Origin of the sequence: Sphingobacterium kitahiroshimense (genome assembly GCF_025961315.1) — a bacterium.
Taxonomy (GTDB): domain Bacteria; phylum Bacteroidota; class Bacteroidia; order Sphingobacteriales; family Sphingobacteriaceae; genus Sphingobacterium; species Sphingobacterium anhuiense.
Genome location: NZ_JAOQNK010000001.1, coordinates 1,033,029 through 1,049,648, shown reverse-complemented (window position 1 = coordinate 1,049,648; position 16,620 = coordinate 1,033,029). Strand labels below are relative to the sequence as shown.

16 protein-coding genes are annotated in these 16,620 nt (G+C 37.7%); 7 read left to right on the top strand and 9 right to left on the bottom strand.

Annotated elements, in window-relative coordinates:
- Window positions 1-65: 65 nt before the first annotated feature.
- Both M2265_RS04680 and M2265_RS04675 read right to left on the bottom strand, forming a co-directional pair.
- On the bottom strand, window positions 66-929 hold the full coding sequence (locus tag M2265_RS04680) for an AraC family transcriptional regulator (protein ID WP_132767388.1): 864 nt from the start codon (window positions 927-929) through the stop codon (window positions 66-68).
- 344 nt (window positions 930-1,273) lie between these two features.
- A complete protein-coding gene (locus M2265_RS04675; RefSeq protein ID WP_132767390.1) occupies window positions 1,274-1,690 on the bottom strand; it encodes a winged helix-turn-helix transcriptional regulator in 417 nt (138 codons plus the stop codon).
- A gap of 102 nt (window positions 1,691-1,792) precedes the next feature.
- Here M2265_RS04675 and M2265_RS04670 point away from each other — a divergent pair, with 102 nt between their 5' ends.
- A complete protein-coding gene (locus M2265_RS04670) occupies window positions 1,793-2,890 on the top strand; it encodes an alkene reductase (protein WP_132767392.1) in 1,098 nt (365 codons plus the stop codon).
- Window positions 2,891-2,894: 4 nt separating this feature from the next.
- Complete coding sequence (locus tag M2265_RS04665) at window positions 2,895-3,596, top strand: SDR family oxidoreductase (RefSeq protein WP_132767394.1); 702 nt, start codon at window positions 2,895-2,897, stop codon at window positions 3,594-3,596.
- Between the two features lie 175 nt (window positions 3,597-3,771).
- On the opposite strand, the gene M2265_RS04660 is transcribed toward M2265_RS04665, so the two are convergent.
- Both M2265_RS04660 and M2265_RS04655 read right to left on the bottom strand, forming a co-directional pair.
- Window positions 3,772-4,377 carry an NAD(P)H-dependent oxidoreductase gene (locus tag M2265_RS04660; protein WP_132767396.1) on the bottom strand — a complete coding sequence of 202 codons (606 nt, stop codon included), beginning with the start codon at window positions 4,375-4,377 and terminating at the stop codon, window positions 3,772-3,774.
- A 174-nt stretch (window positions 4,378-4,551) separates the two neighbouring features.
- Complete coding sequence (locus tag M2265_RS04655) at window positions 4,552-5,415, bottom strand: helix-turn-helix domain-containing protein (RefSeq protein WP_021188927.1); 864 nt, start codon at window positions 5,413-5,415, stop codon at window positions 4,552-4,554.
- A 602-nt stretch (window positions 5,416-6,017) separates the two neighbouring features.
- Between M2265_RS04655 and M2265_RS04650 the strand changes: the two genes are divergently transcribed.
- Window positions 6,018-6,530 carry a ClbS/DfsB family four-helix bundle protein gene (locus M2265_RS04650; RefSeq protein WP_132767398.1) on the top strand — a complete coding sequence of 171 codons (513 nt, stop codon included), beginning with the start codon at window positions 6,018-6,020 and terminating at the stop codon, window positions 6,528-6,530.
- Between the two features lie 133 nt (window positions 6,531-6,663).
- On the opposite strand, the gene arsB is transcribed toward M2265_RS04650, so the two are convergent.
- The 5 genes from arsB to M2265_RS04625 form a co-directional block, all read right to left on the bottom strand.
- Window positions 6,664-7,695 carry an ACR3 family arsenite efflux transporter gene (arsB, locus tag M2265_RS04645; RefSeq protein ID WP_132767400.1) on the bottom strand — a complete coding sequence of 344 codons (1,032 nt, stop codon included), beginning with the start codon at window positions 7,693-7,695 and terminating at the stop codon, window positions 6,664-6,666.
- An 8-nt stretch (window positions 7,696-7,703) separates the two neighbouring features.
- The gene (locus tag M2265_RS04640; RefSeq protein WP_132767402.1) at window positions 7,704-8,312 is read right to left on the bottom strand and encodes a low molecular weight phosphatase family protein; all 609 of its coding nucleotides are present in this window, start codon (window positions 8,310-8,312) and stop codon (window positions 7,704-7,706) included.
- A gap of 13 nt (window positions 8,313-8,325) precedes the next feature.
- Window positions 8,326-8,781, bottom strand: coding sequence for a DUF6428 family protein (locus tag M2265_RS04635; RefSeq protein ID WP_132767404.1), 456 nt, complete (start codon window positions 8,779-8,781; stop codon window positions 8,326-8,328).
- Between the two features lie 104 nt (window positions 8,782-8,885).
- On the bottom strand, window positions 8,886-9,212 hold the full coding sequence (locus M2265_RS04630; protein ID WP_132767406.1) for an ArsR/SmtB family transcription factor: 327 nt from the start codon (window positions 9,210-9,212) through the stop codon (window positions 8,886-8,888).
- A gap of 442 nt (window positions 9,213-9,654) precedes the next feature.
- Window positions 9,655-11,412: a M60 family metallopeptidase gene (locus M2265_RS04625; RefSeq protein ID WP_132767408.1), complete on the bottom strand. Its 1,758-nt coding sequence runs from the start codon at window positions 11,410-11,412 to the stop codon at window positions 9,655-9,657.
- Between the two features lie 712 nt (window positions 11,413-12,124).
- Between M2265_RS04625 and M2265_RS04620 the strand changes: the two genes are divergently transcribed.
- From M2265_RS04620 to M2265_RS04605, 4 genes are all read left to right on the top strand, one after another.
- Window positions 12,125-12,445, top strand: a complete 321-nt coding sequence (locus M2265_RS04620) for a MazG-like protein (RefSeq protein WP_021192058.1) — start codon at window positions 12,125-12,127, stop codon at window positions 12,443-12,445.
- A 111-nt stretch (window positions 12,446-12,556) separates the two neighbouring features.
- Window positions 12,557-12,925: a BlaI/MecI/CopY family transcriptional regulator gene (locus M2265_RS04615; RefSeq protein WP_021192059.1), complete on the top strand. Its 369-nt coding sequence runs from the start codon at window positions 12,557-12,559 to the stop codon at window positions 12,923-12,925.
- Between the two features lie 5 nt (window positions 12,926-12,930).
- Window positions 12,931-14,046, top strand: coding sequence for a M56 family metallopeptidase (locus tag M2265_RS04610; RefSeq protein ID WP_132767410.1), 1,116 nt, complete (start codon window positions 12,931-12,933; stop codon window positions 14,044-14,046).
- Window positions 14,047-14,215: 169 nt separating this feature from the next.
- On the top strand, window positions 14,216-16,561 hold the full coding sequence (locus tag M2265_RS04605) for an outer membrane beta-barrel family protein (protein WP_165905808.1): 2,346 nt from the start codon (window positions 14,216-14,218) through the stop codon (window positions 16,559-16,561).
- The last annotated feature ends 59 nt before the right edge of the window (window positions 16,562-16,620 follow it).

Genomic DNA, 16,620 nt, shown 5'->3' with positions numbered 1-16,620 from the left:
TCCAACTATTTGTTCTATTAAGTCCAAATGAGCAGGAGAAATCGGGCTTGATGGACATCTCTATTTTAATGACGAAATACGGTCGGTGCTTGTCCGTGGTATTCTTTAAAGATTCTCGAAAAATGTGAAATGTTTTCGAAGCCCAGAGAATAACAAATTTCTGAAACAGGCAATTGTGTTGCCTCTAACATTTCCTTCGCTTTTTCAAGACGTTTTTCCCGAATCCATGATGCAGGAGTCATATTGTAAATGGCTTTAAAATCTCGTTTAAAACTGGATAGGCTTCTGCCGGATAGATACGCTAATTCTGGTAAAGAAACTGGTGAGGCATAATGCATTTCGACAACATGACGGATATCCGCCCTAACGGGCTCATGCAACTGTAAAATTTGGAGAAACATATTCCGATTTCCCTCAGCGATGTCATACAGTAATTCCATGATCTTAAGGCGTAATTGTCCGGGCTGCACAACAGAATGATCTAGAAAATAAGGTTTCATAGAATTTGCAAAAGCAACAAGGCACTCATTCATCGGGTAAACTCCCGTCTTTATTTCTCCTTCAATTTTCGGAACCTTTATTTCAGACATAGCTAAAAATGATTTTAATAAATCATCTTTGATGCTGAACATCAGGCTGTCATAGATATTGTCATTATCGGGGTTACCAATTTTATCGTATTTGACCGCCGTTGCCTTTTTTAGCAGAATCATTTCATTTTTACCGACAACATACTGCTGTTTGCCATAAGTTAGCGTTGCAGATCCTTCGAGCACTATCATGAGGAGATGCTCTTCCAGATACATCGTTCCCTTAGCTTCCATACTATGGATGCATTGCTCGATAATAGAGCATCCGTCGAGCATTAGTGCATTTTGAGGAGTAGGACCACTTATTAATGATGTTGGTACTTTGATCATTTTTTTCATAAACGATATTTAAAACTCAGATGATAAAGGAAATCAAAAGAAATTTGAATCACCGATTGATGACCAGTGAAGTAAAAAATATAATGCAAATATATTGAAATAAATAACACTTAACTTTTCTAATTAGTCCTTATATTTTGACTATTTAGTTCAAATAATTGGCCAGTTTATGAAGGTATAAGTTTTCCAACATCTAAATCATGGGGCAGGAGATCTGCTTTTTTGCTTAAAAGTTTTAATAGAATTGCTATTTCTTATTTTAAAAATAACTGAACTTTACGCAACTGTACGAAAGATCTCATAGGTGAATTGATCTCCTGCTTGTCATCTTAACTTTTATAATATCAGTGCTCTACCTTAATTCCATCCGATAATACTTTCTTTTGCGCTTTTATAAAACCCTCTTTATCCTGTTTAACCGCTTTAATGATCTCTTTCTGTTCTTTGGGTACCGTGTAATATTTGTTTACCCATAATTGCATCTCAATCAATATCGGGAGTAAATCGATACCCTTCTTAGTAAGGATGTATAAAACTTTTGCTTTGCTTTCCGGATGATACAGTTTACTGATCAGTCCATTTTCTTCCAGCATTAATAATCTTGAAGCTAATATATTGGTCGCAATCTTCTCACCAGATTTTAAAAAGTCGCTGTAGGTGCATTGTTTCAAGCGCATTAAATCCCGGATGAGCAATAAGGACCATTTATCTCCTAAAATATCTAATGAACAACTGATAGGGCATTGCGATCTATTTTTCATAATAATGTATTTTTTTTAAAAAACACTTGCGTTTTGCAAGTTGAATTTTATATTTGTACTTGCAAAATGCAAGCAAATTTACTATTTTAAATTATTAATACCATGGAAAACAGTGTAATATTTAATTCTTACCATAAAAATGGATTACAATTGCGGAACCGGATAGTGATGGCTCCCATGACCAGAAGCCGTTCTGATAATCCCGAAAATAAAGCAACAGCGTTGACTGCGCTGTATTACAAACAACGTGCTTCTGCTGGACTGATCATTACCGAAGGTACATTTATCAGTCCTGAGGCGGTAGGTGTTATACATGTTCCTGGAATTTATACGCAAGAGCAGATCGCAGGCTGGAAATTGAACACGGAAGCAGTACATGCTGAAAACGGAGTCATCTTTGCCCAGCTTTGGCACACTGGAGCATACTCGCATCCTGATCTTCATCAGGGTAAAAAACCGTTGGCCCCTTCGGATGTAAATCCAGAGCAGCAGGTTTTTACAGCGACGGGATTTAAACTTACTGTCGCTCCTCAGCCCATGACGGTTGCTGATATTAAAAGAACGGTTAATGATTTCAAACAAGGGGCGCTTCATGCTTTTGAAGCTGGATTTGACGGTGTTGAACTTCATGCTGCCAACGGCTATTTACTGCAGCAGTTTTTTAGTAAAAATTCTAATCTGCGCAACGATGAATATGGGGGTTCGATCGAAAATAGAGCGCGCATTCTTTTCGAGATTTTGGATGCCATAAAAGAGGTGGCCGATATCCGTAAAGTTGCGGTACGTCTCAATCCTTCTTTAAACGGTATTATGGGTATTTTGGTCGACGATGAGACCATTGCACTTTACAACTATCTAGTCAATAGACTTCAAGATTACGACCTGGCATATCTGCACTTGATAGAGCCGTTTACTGATGTTTCAGGAAATCCCAATGCTATCCAGGAGGTTGCCAAACATTTTCGTCCGCTTTATACAGGTACGATCATCATCAACCGTGGTTTTAATAAAGACACGGCAGATAAAGTTCTAAGCGATGGCGATGCCGACTTGGTTTCATTTGGCGTACCCTTTATTGCAAACCCTGATTTAGTGGAGCGTTACAGAACCGGAGCTGCACTAAATGTTCCGGATCAGAATACCTTTTATACTCCGGGCGAAAAGGGTTATACAGATTATAAAACTATAGATCAATATTAACAATATGAAAACAACAGGAAATACCATATTCATCAGCGGCGGAAGTGCCGGAATAGGATTAGCGATTGCTAAGAAATTAGATGCAGCAGGAAATAAGGTTATTATCAACGGCAGAAATGAAGAACGGCTTCAAAAGGCGTTAAAAGAACTGGATCAGGCAGTGGCCATTCAGGGAGATCTGTCGGTCGAATCAGATAGAATCCGTATTGCCAATGATTTGAAAACAAATTATCCGGATGTTAATATTATCATCAATAATGCAGGTGCTGCTTTTGCTTACCTCTTAAGTGAAACGATCGGAGCACATGAAAAAGCAGCTATTGAGATGAATACCAATTATTTCAGTGTTATCCATTTTGCAGAATTGCTACTTCCACATCTTCTTCAGAAAGCTGAAGCGGCTGTTATTAATATTTCATCAATAGCAGTGTTCGGAAGCCATGTAATGCTACCCACTTATGGTGCTACGAAAGCGGCGCTCCATAGCTATACTACCGCATTAAGACAGACCTATCAAGATCAGAAAAAGCTGCAGGTCTATGAAGTTTATCCGCCTTTGGTCGATACCGAATTTTCCGCAGAAATCGGAGGGGCAAACGGTATTCCTGCTTCTGAGGTTGCTGATGAATTGTTTTTAGCTTTGGAAAAAAATCAATTTGATGTTCCTGTAGGAGATACCAAACAGTTTTTCCAAGAAACTAACTAGTCACTAGAAACGGTTCTTCATTTTAGCAAAAAATGAAGAACCGTTTTAAGTAATTCCTCCTTATTTCAAATTAACAGGAAAACGATGGTCGTTACAGTCTGAATATTGGGAATAGGACTTACTATTGGATGCGTTCTCGCAATTCACTTACGCTATTATGCATCTATGAACGTTGTTAAATTTCAAAAACCTGAGCTAGATGTGCCGGATAGTTTTGGAGGCTTGTTGCGATATCACCATCTTTAAAAATATCAAAACAGTTATAGTCCGAGACAACTTCTACGCCGCAGAATCTGTAATTACTTGTTATATGCATTAAATAATCAGCAGTGCTTATACCTCTAAATAACTGTTGGTTTTCATCATTAAAACTTGCTTCAGGTGCATTCCAGGTACTACATACCATAAATTTTTTACCTTGCATTTTACCTCCTGTTCCATATTGTCGGGAGAGATCTTCTCTGGTTCTGCCATCACCTGAAAGAAATTTTTCACTGAATAAGCCACTATTGAATACTTCATCTACATATTTTTTATAGATCCATGGAGCGCCAAACCAATTAATCGGTGTCTGTAAAATTATGATGGCCGCTTCCAAATGTTTTTCTACTTCCTCGTCTGCGTTGTATCCTTTCTCGATACTCGTCTCGATGACCTCGTAACCCTTTGATAAGAAAAATTCGTGCGCCACCTGTATAAAAGCTTTATTGAGTGTTCCTTCTGACCAATTGGGATAGGGCAGATGTGCATTGATTAAAAGTACTTTTTTTATAGTTTCCATTTTATATTTAAGCATTGATAATAAAGACTGTTTTTTAAATTTGTTAGCTCTGTATTATAATTATGAAACAAAATTATTAGATGGCAGGTACAGGCAAGGAAACAGACTACTAGAAAAAAGGAAACAAATTACAGGGCGTAAATTTTTTGGAAATTTGGGGTCAGAATTAACAGATTATTTATTGATCAGGGACTGACGGTATTGTCGAGGGGTAAGATTCACCTGTTTTTTAAAGAACTTGGCAAAATAGTTCGGGTACTCAAATCCAAGTGCATACGCAACCTCGGTACTATTCAATTCTTTTTTGATCTCGAGCAATTCTTTGGCTTTTTTTACTACAAAATCATGGATATTTTCAAGGGCAGATTTATTTGTTAAATGTTTGATGATATCGCCCAAATAATTGGCCGACAAGCCTAATTTATCTGCGAAATACTGTACTGTTGGAAGCTGCTTGACGGGTTGTCTATAATACTCGTGAAGGTGTTGTTGAAAATCTGTCAGGATTCGGTTGTACTGCTTTGGATCTGTTGAAAACTGTCTTTTATAAAATGCTTCTACTAAAGAGACCAACACGTTGACGTAGGATAATAATACCGTATTATTTTTCTTTTTACTGTTATAATAAGGCATCATCAATTCAAATACCGTACGGATTTCTTCCGCCTCCGCCTGGGTCAGATACAATGCTTCATGCTGTCCATAATCCAGGTAATTTTTGAATAAAAATCGGTTCTCCGCAATGATCTTCTTTGAGAGCTGTAGATACATTCCTGTATAGGTGGGGAGCGGTGCTATATCCCAACCATTTGCGAGGTTAGGACTATTGAAAAAAACGGCTGTAATGGGCGTTGCATCTGGCGTATTACTATAAACCAGATTTATCTTTATTGAAATCCGATAAAAATCTATTAAAACAGGATCTGATGTAGACCTCATGTGAAGTGGCTGATAATAACCGATATCTATATCGTCATCTAACGGTTCTTTTAAACCTACATACTGATTATAAGACGCAAAGTTTTCGAATCGTATCATACTACAAATATATATAATTCAAGTGCTGCACGCGTAAATTATTTATTGCAGAGGACAAGAACGTTCTCATATTCTTGATTTCTTAAATGTATACGGTATTTCATACCAGATCAGTAATATTGGTAGTTTAAAGAGTAATATGTGTAATTTATTCTTCTAAATCATGCTGAATTTTGTTATTAGGATTGACTTTGTTAGTGATCTATTCTATAGCATGCGACATTGCTATTATTTAATATTTGAGCTTTTGGTAATGAATTAAAACAAGGTGAAATAGTCTCTCATTGGCATGGGCAAGTGCAGATAGCGTTTTTGATGAAATAGCGTGTTCCAGACATGGGGTAGGTTAAGTAAAGTACGAAAATTATTGTCTTAATAATCGGGTTTTCCGCAACTTTTTTTGGAAGATATTGCGTAATTTTAGTAGCCAGTTTGAAATTCCTTTTAGACAATTATTGCGGTTCTATAATGATTCGGTAGGAAGTCAAATTGCGCTTCCAGTTAGATGATGATGAAGAACCGGATATATTTTTGAATTTGATGATCTCAAATAACTTTTAACAATAACTCGATCGTATTCCTTTTTTAATTGAAAGAATTTTATGCCTGTTCCAACAAATAAATCTGAGCTACAATTAGCAATAAACACGAATTACGATAAACTGAAAAAGGACTTAAGTACTGTTCCCTATGAACGGACAGCGGTGAAGGATATGGAAGGTCATGGTAAAGGCACATTGATGAGTATCAACGATCTGCTGGCTTATTTGGTGGGGTGGGGATCGCTTGTACTCAAATGGAATAGACAAAAGGATAATAACGAGGAGGTGTCTTTTCCTGAGTCGGGATTTAAATGGAATGAACTTGGTCTACTCGCACAAAAGTTTTACGACGATTATAAAGATGACGATTTTCATGTATTAATGGATAAGTTAAACCATACTGTAGAGGCGATATTAGCATTAATAGCTAAAAAGTCAAATCATGAATTATATGAAACACCTTGGTATGACAAATGGACCTGCGGAAGAATGATCCAATTCAATACTTCTTCACCTTATGCCAATGCGAGCAATCGAATTCGGAAGTGGAAGAAAGAAAATGGTTTAAAATAAATAAAGCACCTTATTTGATAAGGTGCTTTATTTATTGCAATGTAATTCCATCTTAGGGAGGAATATCCCATTTTTTTGTTTAAATAAACGACGATCAAAAATAGGAGCTAATGCGAAGGTCACCATGCTAAAACTAACTGTAATATTTCTTTTTGAGCCAAAGACTGGCACGTACTAAGAGGATGAGGACCGGTACTTCAATCAACGGTCCTATAACGCCCACAAATGCCTGTGGGGAATGTATACCGAAGATGGCTATCGCTACTGCAATGGCTAATTCGAAATTATTTCCGGTAGCCGTAAATGATATCGCTGCATTCTTATCATAGGCGACTTTCATCGATTTATTGATGAAAAAACTTATAAAAAACATCAGTACAAAATAAATCACCATTGGTACAGCCACTTTAATAACCTGCATGGGTAATTGAATGATCTGTTCGCCTTTTAAACTGAACATCAGCACAATGGTAAATAGCAGGGCATATAACGTAAATGGCGATATTAGGGGTATGAATTTTCGATGATACCAGTTTTCACCTTTTATTTTGGGGAGAAATCTGTGACTTAAAAAGCCCGCAAAAAAAGGTATTCCTAAGTAGATCAATACACTTTTGACAACTTCGCCCATCTCTATCGATATTGCATACTTCGCAAATCCAAAATAGGAGGGCAAAACATTGATAAACAACCATACGAATAAGCTATAGAACATCACTTGAAATACACTGTTTAAAGCAATTAGAAGTGCGGCATATTCGCGGTTTCCTTTGGCTAAGTCATTCCATACGATCACCATCGCAATGCATCGCGCGAGTCCGATTAGAATTAACCCTACCATATAATCGGGTTCATCTCTTAAAAATAGCACTGCCAGTATAAACATCAAGATGGGGCCTACCATCCAATTCAGTAAAAGGGATAGACTCAGTACTTTTTTATCTTTGAATGCCAAGGGCAGTAGAGTGTAATTTACTTTAGCGAGTGGCGGGTACATCATAACGATTAATCCAACTGCCAATGGTATATTGGTGGCACCAATGGATAGGTGATCCATTACATCTGAAATACCGGGGAATACATTGCCTATTAGGATACCTAATCCCATCGCCAGGAAGATCCACAGGGTAAGGTATCGGTCTAGAAATTTCATTTTTACCTGCATCCTGAATTTTATTTAATTTGTGAAAAGACGTAAAACATTTCAGAAGCAATTTCTACGCTTCTATTCTGATAGATCTCATCCTCTTGCGCGGTATGGTCTGCTATTTTAGGATCTTCAAAAGTAATCGGTATGCGTTTTTCTGCTCCTGGAATAAAAGGGCATCCGCCATCTGCCTGTGAACAGGTCATGACTGCTGCAAAGTTGGATTCAGGATTGAAAGGGGAGTCGTATTTCTTAGAGAAACCAATCATAGGCAAAGCATTTTTATCGTATTTGAAGGCATAAACCGGATTTAAAGTCTCGGAAATGATTGTGACCTCAAGGCCCGCATTTTCGAGTGTTGCGGCAATTTTAGGAAACAGTGCCGTCTCTTCAGTACCTCCTGAATAACAGGTTACGTTTGGTATTTGGTAATGTGCAGCCGCGATCTGTGCCCAGACCTGAGAGAGGTGACTTCGACGGGAGTTATGCGTACAGATGAAATTGATATTGATAGCTGAGCCAGCTGTAACTTTATCCTGGATATAATCAATCAGGGGCTGCAATGTAGATTTGCGCCCTTGATTGATCGTTAATTTCAGTATTTCTGAAATGGTCTTTACTAGTTTTGCGTTCATGTCGGTCTAATGATTAACAACAACCAGATCCTGGTGTGCAACTGTTTGAATTTGAACTGACTACTTGCAATGGATTGGGGATGCCACAGGCATCTTGTGCCAGACAAGCTGTGGTTTTGTTCGTTAAGACGAAATTCGTACCATTGAACGCTAATCCGTATTTTCCAATTGTACCACTTTGATATTCTACTTCAATCTCGTGATCTCCGATATTCAGTTTTGTTTCGGAGAGTTCAATAATGTGTGCCAATTTTCCTGGTTTCAAACGATGTTCATAATCATCGGCATTCCATAACTGGAAATTTACGGTGTTTTCAGTACGCGTAACGCCACCGCAGTCAATAAAAGTTTTACTAATCTGACCGACTTCGGTTACGTGGAAATGCTCTGGTACAAATGTTCCATCTTCTAATTGGAATTCAACATTTTCTAATGTTGGAAGAATCTGTTTGATTTCTGATAATTTCATAGTATTTCTATTTTATTATATCGTTATATTACGATGGTTATGGTTGTAAAAAAGATTATATTATTCTGTTTTTTTGTTAAAAAGTTACGTGCCGTAAGGACTTTCTAGCAACATTTTTGATTGTTTACAGATAGAATAATGTTACCAAAATAGGCTTTTAGGATCCCGAAAGTTTTTTCATCAATGCAGTAACAGATGGATGTTCCTTCGATATTCCCTTTTATTAATCCCGCATTTTTTAGTTCTTTTAGATGCTGTGAGATTGTGGATTGTGCCAGTGGTAATTCATCAACAATATCACTACAGATACAGGCATTTACTTTCAATAGGTATTCGATAATGGCAATACGAGCAGGGTGACCAAGTGCTTTCGCAATGTTGGCGATATGATTTTGCTGTTCTGTAAAGTGAACTGTTTTTGTAGCACCCATGGTATTATGATTTGTATATCGCAATATTACGATTAATGAATTGAATTCTAAAATTTTTTTCTCAAAAAGATTTATACATGACAAAAATACTCGTCGGGTGATATGAAGAGTATCTTGACGAAGCCAAGACGCAATGTTTTAGGAGTACGTACTGAAAAGCTTATTTTATTGTTAGCATAAACGGCAAAATTCGGCAGAATAGAAATAGTAGAATTCATTTGTGAATGGTTCTGCTAAATATGATTTGGAAGGAAATGTTGCGATTATCACTATTTTACACAAAAAAAATTATAAAGGAGGTATCGAGGGCAATATTTACGTTCGAGTTAGTAAAGATTATGAAAAAGGGACTGATGATAATTTTTTCCATCAATCCCTTTTATGCTATTACTTTTGATCTTAATGTATGGTTGTGCATCACATTAAAATATAATTTCAGCGTTTAATAAACCGATACTTCTGCCATGGCGGCATTTTGGGTGAAATCAAATGCGGATTTGAAAACAAGTTTAAAATAACGGAAGGATTGGGTTGATGGTAAGTCAATGTTTTGTGGTACACTATTTTCCTGCAGGGTAAATGTTCCTAGACTGTTCCAGTCTGCGTTGTTCTGACTCACCTGAATTTCAATTTCTCTTACTTTACGAGAACCATTTCTTTGGGTAAGCGTAAAGCCGGAAACCGTTTTGCTGGTTTTCATATCTACTGTAATAAAATAGGGATATGTTTCGGGATTGCTGGACCAGCGTGAATGCCAGAATGTATTGGCATTGCCATCAATTATATTCGCTGCCCTTCCATTTTCTGCACCGGTTTCCTGATTGGTGTAATCGATCACGAGCCACTTATTTTCCCAATTAGGATCATCGGTCTTAGTCGTAAGATCCTCAGTAGGCGTAGGTAAATTGAGATTCTGTATTTCTGTATATACTGATTCATCGACTTTAAGTCCCCATTTGCGAAAAAAACCGCTTAGATTTTTACCTGAAATTGTACATGCTTTTAACATAAAATAGCGCATCTTCTGTGCTCTTGTCGTCACATTAGGTTGCTCTATTCTGGTTTCTTTGTGCAAAGTTTGATAGAAAGTATCTCCAAATGCTAACCAGAGTTGCTGGAACATGGCTAAGCGCGCAAATATGCTGGTACTTGATGCATTAAAATCTTTTTCAGCATAAGGAATGATGAGATAGTCCATGACCTCTGTCCATACGTTATCACGGGTCAGCCTCGAGTTTTGAGCGCCCATTTTTCGTTCCGCAGCCAAAGAATAAATGTTAACGGTGGTTTCACCTAATTCTTCCCATGTCCAGGCAGACTGCTGATGCATATGTCCCAGTTCATGCCACGGACCCCAGCCGTCATTTCTAGCACCGGTTACTGTGAGTAGTGTATTCATTGTGGAGGTGTAGTAAGCAGTCCGATACCAGGTGGCAACCATGAAATAGTCTGCATTATCGGTCTCGGTCATTAATATTTTATGGATATTCTCATCATGCTGTGCCGCTGAACCGTCTATACCACTGATCGCATATTCTGCTTTGACAATTTCATCGTATGTCTGCATGAGCTGTTCTTGATTTTTCAGTCTGTGGTCTAAGGCCTTTGCGCGGGAAGCGACTAACATGGTCTCTTCGCTTTCTAATAACACATCGGGTGCTTCGGTCCAGGTATTCAGCATGACCTGCCATTGTGCATTGGTAGTTTTTCCCAACACATAATGAGGAACAGGTTTATGTCCTGCTCTAAATTCAACCCGTGCTTTACCGCTAGGTGTGCTGTTGTCATTGGCATTATACCGTATATACAACAAACCACCGTACTGATCTGCCTGAATGGTATTGAGGCCCTGTGTCAGCGGAACAACTGTCGGATTCCATTTGTCTTTATAGCGTGAATAGGTGCCTATTAATAAGGTGGGGATACCTGTTCCGTCCTCCAGCTGGTCTACATAAATGGATAATGTACCACTTGGTGCTACGTAAAACCCGGTAGCGGTAAAATCTGATGCTGGAAATGATTGCCCAAGTCTTTTAGATTCTTTGACTCCCGAGGGCAGTTCATTAAAAACCTGGATGGTATCGTAGCTGATCGCTAAACTATCAACCGGGATGGTTTCGATAGGGCCTATCGTTTTTTGACAGGATGAAAAGAGGGCGATGACTGCTATCAGCCCTAATTTGATTGTGTTTTTTATCATAATTAAAGTTTAAAATTTATATAATTGATCTGTAAATCTATCCTGATATCTCCCCATATCTTTCTTGCATGATCTAAAAAAGGGGCGTTTCTTTTTGAAAAACGCCCCTGATCGCCACTTATACATCACCTAATTTTTCGTTTCTTTTCACCTTATTTCAAGTAGGATGTTTTACCTACTTATATGTTGATATTTAAAATCTAATTTAATAAATATTTATCGATAAGATATTTTTTATTTTGTTTTTAATATAATTACCTTGAAAAGGCTTATCAGTTCTTTGTTATATTGTATTTATCAGAAAATGTCACCCGATATGTCGCTGAACTATATTTGAGCTTATGTTTATTGAGAGTGATTAATCAAGAAAAACAAAGAATTGGAAAAGAGATAATGGAAGATTATTTTCAGTTTTTAAACCATATTGACGATGTCGCTTTGGAACAAGTACCTGAATATCTTTAAATTGATAAAATTACAGGAAAACTATTTATTTCGCATAAGCACTCGAATGATCCTATTTTAGAAAGAGACATTTCACAAAAGAAATAGGTCTAAGGTTTGGACAATATAATAATGCGTATCTTGAAGAGCAAGATACAGAAGGTTTCCACGAATGTAGAATCGTTGAAATATTTGATTTCAAATTTAAGAATGGCCAAATACGGTATGTAATGTCCGATTTTACGCAGTAGTATAAACATATATAAGCATGGAAAAAGATAATTTTGACGAAATAATTCGTCGCTCAATAACTATCAGGAAAAAATACCACGAGTTGGAGATGACCCATCATGGCAGCGAATGGACTGTGGAAGAAGATGCTTTAGCTTATTTAACTGATGCTGGGTTGGTCGGACGGGACATTATGTCGCAACAACTACGCTGGCCAAAAGTGGGATCGGAAGCTGAGCTGGAACATAAACTAGGGGAAAATATATGGTGGTTAATCGTATTGGCAGAAAGATCGGGCATTGATATTAAAGATGCTGTTCATAATTTTCTGGACAAAACAGAAACAGTATTAAAATAAGCGGATCGAAATCTCATAGTGTCATGAGATTTCGGTCTGCTGGATAATTAGTTGTCTTTTAGTTGTGATAACTAATTATTTAGCTGATATTTGAGTATAAAAGAATCAGCAATGGAAATAGTAGAATTTACCAAAGTAGAACACCAATTGATGCAGGTGCTGTGGAAATTAGAGAAAGCATTTGTTAAAGAAATCATACAGGAATTGCCTGAACCAAAACCTGCTTATAGCACCGTGTCTACGATGATCCGTATTTTGGAGACAAAAGGTGCAGTGGCTTACGAAGCTTTTGGTAAAACTCACCGTTATTATCCGTTGATTTCAAAAGAGGAGTATATGCGTTTCGAGGCCGATAAATTTTTGGACAATTACTTCTCCAATTCTATTCAGGATATGTTCTCCTTTTTTGTTAATGAAAAGAAAATTGACTTAAAGGATGCTGAACAGTTACTTAAGATGATTGATAAAATTAAAGACTAAGTCCTGTGGAAAACCAGCTCTACTTCATTTGGTCGAGTATCGCGATGACCATTTTTTATATGTTTTATCAATTGGTGCTCAAACGTGAGACTTTCTTTTTATGGAATCGAATTTATTTGTTAGCAACACTTTGTTTGGCGATGATGCTCCCATTGCTGAACCTTTCAGCGCTTTTTGGCTTACCACAAATGGTGCTGATGGAAATTCCTTTATCTTTTATTGCTAAAGATAAGCTGGTTTCTGTCTCGGAGATACAAATTCACCTGTTTTCTGTTTTATACTGGACTGGCGTTAGCTGCAGTGCTATATGGCTGGTCATAAAACTTGCTGTTATAAAAAATCAATTGCATTCGCAGGAGATCGGTAGAGCATTTTCATTCTGGAGAACTAAAGTTATTGATCCAGATCTATCGGATTTTGACGCAATAAATGCGCATGAAGAGGTTCATGTTAAACAGTTACATACACTGGATATCATTTTTGTCGAATTGATTGCCGTATTTTTTTGGTTCAACCCGCTCATATATTGTTATCGTAAGAGTCTTAAGTTTGTTCATGAATATCTCGCGGATGAACATGCTGTCAAATATGCCGGCAGCACTAAGCAATATGCAATGACTCTTTTTCTGAAATCTTTTAAAGTTGGACCGGTGCTGACGAATACTTTTTATAATCCTTCCTTACTGGAAGCCCGGATCAGGATGCTTCAGTGCAAGAAGTCCAGCGTTAAACACTTATGGAAATACATTGGGCTTGTGCCTATGGCCGCGCTTGTTGTGGTACTATGTTCGTGGAAGATTTCAAATTTTAGTGCGATGGATTCGGACAGTAGGGTGCAGCCTGCTATTTTTCCTGGCGGGGTTGACGCTTTTAGTAGTTTTTTGATTCAGAATTCAAAAAAGGTCTCAAATGAAAGGGGAAAAGTAGCAGTGAGTTTCATTGTCGAAGCTAATGGTGAAGTGACCCATGAAAAAGTTGAAAATGGATTAAGTCCTATAGTGGACAGCGAGGCCCTGCGTATTATTTCTTTAAGTCCGAACTGGCAACCAGCAGTCCAAAATGGTCTTCGTGTTCGATCTCTTTATCATATGAATATAAATTTTAATCCTGATAATCAGTAGTTTATATTTATTTATTACATTATTAGTTGTGATGACTAATAAATTAGTTGTATAACTAGTTTGTTAGTTGTATGTTTGGGTATACCAATTTATACCAAACATGATCGGCATTCTGATTTTTAAATCCACTCGATTTTATAGCTATTTAGGCTTAATATTATGCAGTTTGATGTCTGCTCATGCACAGGAAAGAAAGAATAATGTGTTTGGAGCTGTTGTTAATGAAAAGAATATATTTATACCTTATGCTCAGGTTAGTTTAAAAAATAGTCTTGATTCAAACACGGTAAAGACGGTATTGGCAGATAGTTTGGGAAATTTTGGTTTTGCAATCGCATCTGGTAAATATTTGATTGAAGTGAAGAGCATGGGTTATAGGTCAGCTTATACTGTAACTTTTGAAGTTACTGCGGTATCGAGTATAAACCTAGGGAGTATTGCACTCCAAATTGAACCGACACAGTTAGGTGTTGTGACGGTTGATGCAAAGCTTCCTTTTATCGAAAGGAGGGCAGATAAAGTGATCGTCAATCTGAATGGTCTTGGTTCCGGAGCTCCATTAATGGAGGTTATGAATCAGTTGCCGGGGGTTACTGTTGATGCATCAGACCTAATTAGTCTAAACGGCAAATCGGTTCAGATTTATATTGATGGTAAAGTGAGCGCACTTTCGGCAGATGCATTGTCTGGTCTGCTGAAGGGTATTTCTTCGGCAGCAATTGAAAAAGTTGAATTGATTAGTCAACCTTCTGCTAAATATGATGCGGCCGGAAATGGTGCCATCATCAACATCATCCGAAAACGTAGTTACAAAGGCGGTCTAGATGGTAATGTTTATGCAGGAGCTGGGAAAGGGACTTATGGAAAAGCGAATGGTGGTGTCAATCTCAATTATAAAGGAAAAGGTTATAATCTGCTGCTGAATCTGGATTATAATTACAATAAGTATTTTTACAACACGGACATTGCAACCAATTTTTTAGATGATGCGGGGACAGTTGTTGGGGAGTCGATATCGAAAATGAAGAGCACGAGGGCTATTGCCAACTACACACCCAACTTGGGAATGGATTTTTATTTATCCAAGCGTACTACTTTATCTGCCTCTGTTAAGCCTGGTTTTCAAACATCGTGGCGGGATGGAGTAGCGCATATTGAAGAAGTGGATGTTATTGCTAAAAGTAAGTCACTTTCTGTGTTTAGCAACGACGTTGCTGTTTATGCAGGTAACTTTTCGACCGGACTGCGTCTGCAACATCAGATCGATACTGCGGGAAGGGATCTAACAATGGATCTGGATTATTATCGCTATGCAAACTATAATGATCAAAATAATAGAACAGTTTCTTTCGATCCTTTCGATGATCAGCCGAGCGTGATTGCTCAAGATCGTATCCTTCATGTATATGCTTTTAAAACGGATTATGTACAGCCTTTGGGTAAAGGGCGTCAGTTCGAGATGGGAATGAAAACGAGTTTTGTGTTTTCCGACAATAGTAATGATTTCCGGGAAGGGGCAAGCCATCAGAACGATCTATTTGATTATCAGGAAAACATTTCGGCTCTCTACTTGACATATGGTGCTACTGGTGAAAAATTTTCATACCAACTGGGTATCAGGGGTGAGTATACGTATGGACAGGGAGAGGAGCAATCTGGAAAGAACAGCTTTAATAAAAATTACTTTAATCCTTTTCCGTCGGTTCACGTTGACTATAAGCTAACTAAAAATCATAATCTTAGTCTCGGGATCAATAAAAGGATTGAACGCCCTGGTTATGAAAGTTTAAATCCACTGATCCGGATCATTAACAGTAATAACCTGCAACAAGGAAATCCTGCATTACGACCTGTACTGGCTTATAATGCTGACTTGTGGTACGGGTACAAAAATGCGTTTTACGCAGGTGTTACTTACAGTTACAGTGTAGATGATTTTACCAATATAACTGTGCCAGTGGAAGATGTTGTAGTCACAACATTACCGGGAAATGCGGATCATGCAGGTTACTTTACGCTTCAGGCGATGTATGGCAAGCAGGTATTACCGTGGTGGTACACCAGTTCTAATGCGATCTTGTCGAAGCGCCCGTTTAAAGGAGAGTTTGATGGTATTTTGCTTCAGACTGATGGCCGTTATAGCATCTCCGCCACTTCTTATAATAGTTTTTTGCTTCATAAAAACTTCTCTTTTTTATTCCTTTTTAATTATCGAGGTAAAAGTGTGGAACGAAACATCAGCAATGAAGCTTTTGCTTATTTAACAGTAGGAGTAAGGCAACAGTTTCTAAAGAAACGTGCTTCTGTGCAACTTAATGTGATGGATGTTTTTAATTCATATAAGAATAAGTTCCAACAAAATAGTGGGCCAATACAGCAGAACTGGCGTAATCATATTGAAACGCGTATGGTGAAACTGAATCTTACTTATAGTTTTGGAGGTTCGATTAAAAATACGAAGAAAGTGAATGCTGCTGAAGATGAGAAAAACCGAAGTGTGGTACGTGAAAATTAAATGGGAGATGATGTGACAAGATGCTAACGGGGTAGCGTAAGAAAAAAGACTGATGACCA

Bases quoted from the DNA above. Each gene is read 5' to 3' on its own strand.
- M2265_RS04680 (WP_132767388.1), bottom strand. From the start codon at position 929: ATGAAAAAAATGATCAAAGTACCAACATCATTAATAAGTGGTCCTACT.
- M2265_RS04675 (WP_132767390.1), bottom strand. From the start codon at position 1,690: ATGAAAAATAGATCGCAATGCCCTATCAGTTGTTCATTAGATATTTTA.
- M2265_RS04670 (WP_132767392.1), top strand. From the start codon at position 1,793: ATGGAAAACAGTGTAATATTTAATTCTTACCATAAAAATGGATTACAA.
- M2265_RS04665 (WP_132767394.1), top strand. From the start codon at position 2,895: ATGAAAACAACAGGAAATACCATATTCATCAGCGGCGGAAGTGCCGGA.
- M2265_RS04660 (WP_132767396.1), bottom strand. From the start codon at position 4,377: ATGGAAACTATAAAAAAAGTACTTTTAATCAATGCACATCTGCCCTAT.
- M2265_RS04655 (WP_021188927.1), bottom strand. From the start codon at position 5,415: ATGATACGATTCGAAAACTTTGCGTCTTATAATCAGTATGTAGGTTTA.
- M2265_RS04650 (WP_132767398.1), top strand. From the start codon at position 6,018: ATGCCTGTTCCAACAAATAAATCTGAGCTACAATTAGCAATAAACACG.
- arsB (WP_132767400.1), bottom strand. From the start codon at position 7,695: ATGCAGGTAAAAATGAAATTTCTAGACCGATACCTTACCCTGTGGATC.
- M2265_RS04640 (WP_132767402.1), bottom strand. From the start codon at position 8,312: ATGAACGCAAAACTAGTAAAGACCATTTCAGAAATACTGAAATTAACG.
- M2265_RS04635 (WP_132767404.1), bottom strand. From the start codon at position 8,781: ATGAAATTATCAGAAATCAAACAGATTCTTCCAACATTAGAAAATGTT.
- M2265_RS04630 (WP_132767406.1), bottom strand. From the start codon at position 9,212: ATGGGTGCTACAAAAACAGTTCACTTTACAGAACAGCAAAATCATATC.
- M2265_RS04625 (WP_132767408.1), bottom strand. From the start codon at position 11,412: ATGATAAAAAACACAATCAAATTAGGGCTGATAGCAGTCATCGCCCTC.
- M2265_RS04620 (WP_021192058.1), top strand. From the start codon at position 12,125: ATGGAAAAAGATAATTTTGACGAAATAATTCGTCGCTCAATAACTATC.
- M2265_RS04615 (WP_021192059.1), top strand. From the start codon at position 12,557: ATGGAAATAGTAGAATTTACCAAAGTAGAACACCAATTGATGCAGGTG.
- M2265_RS04605 (WP_165905808.1), top strand. From the start codon at position 14,216: ATGTCTGCTCATGCACAGGAAAGAAAGAATAATGTGTTTGGAGCTGTT.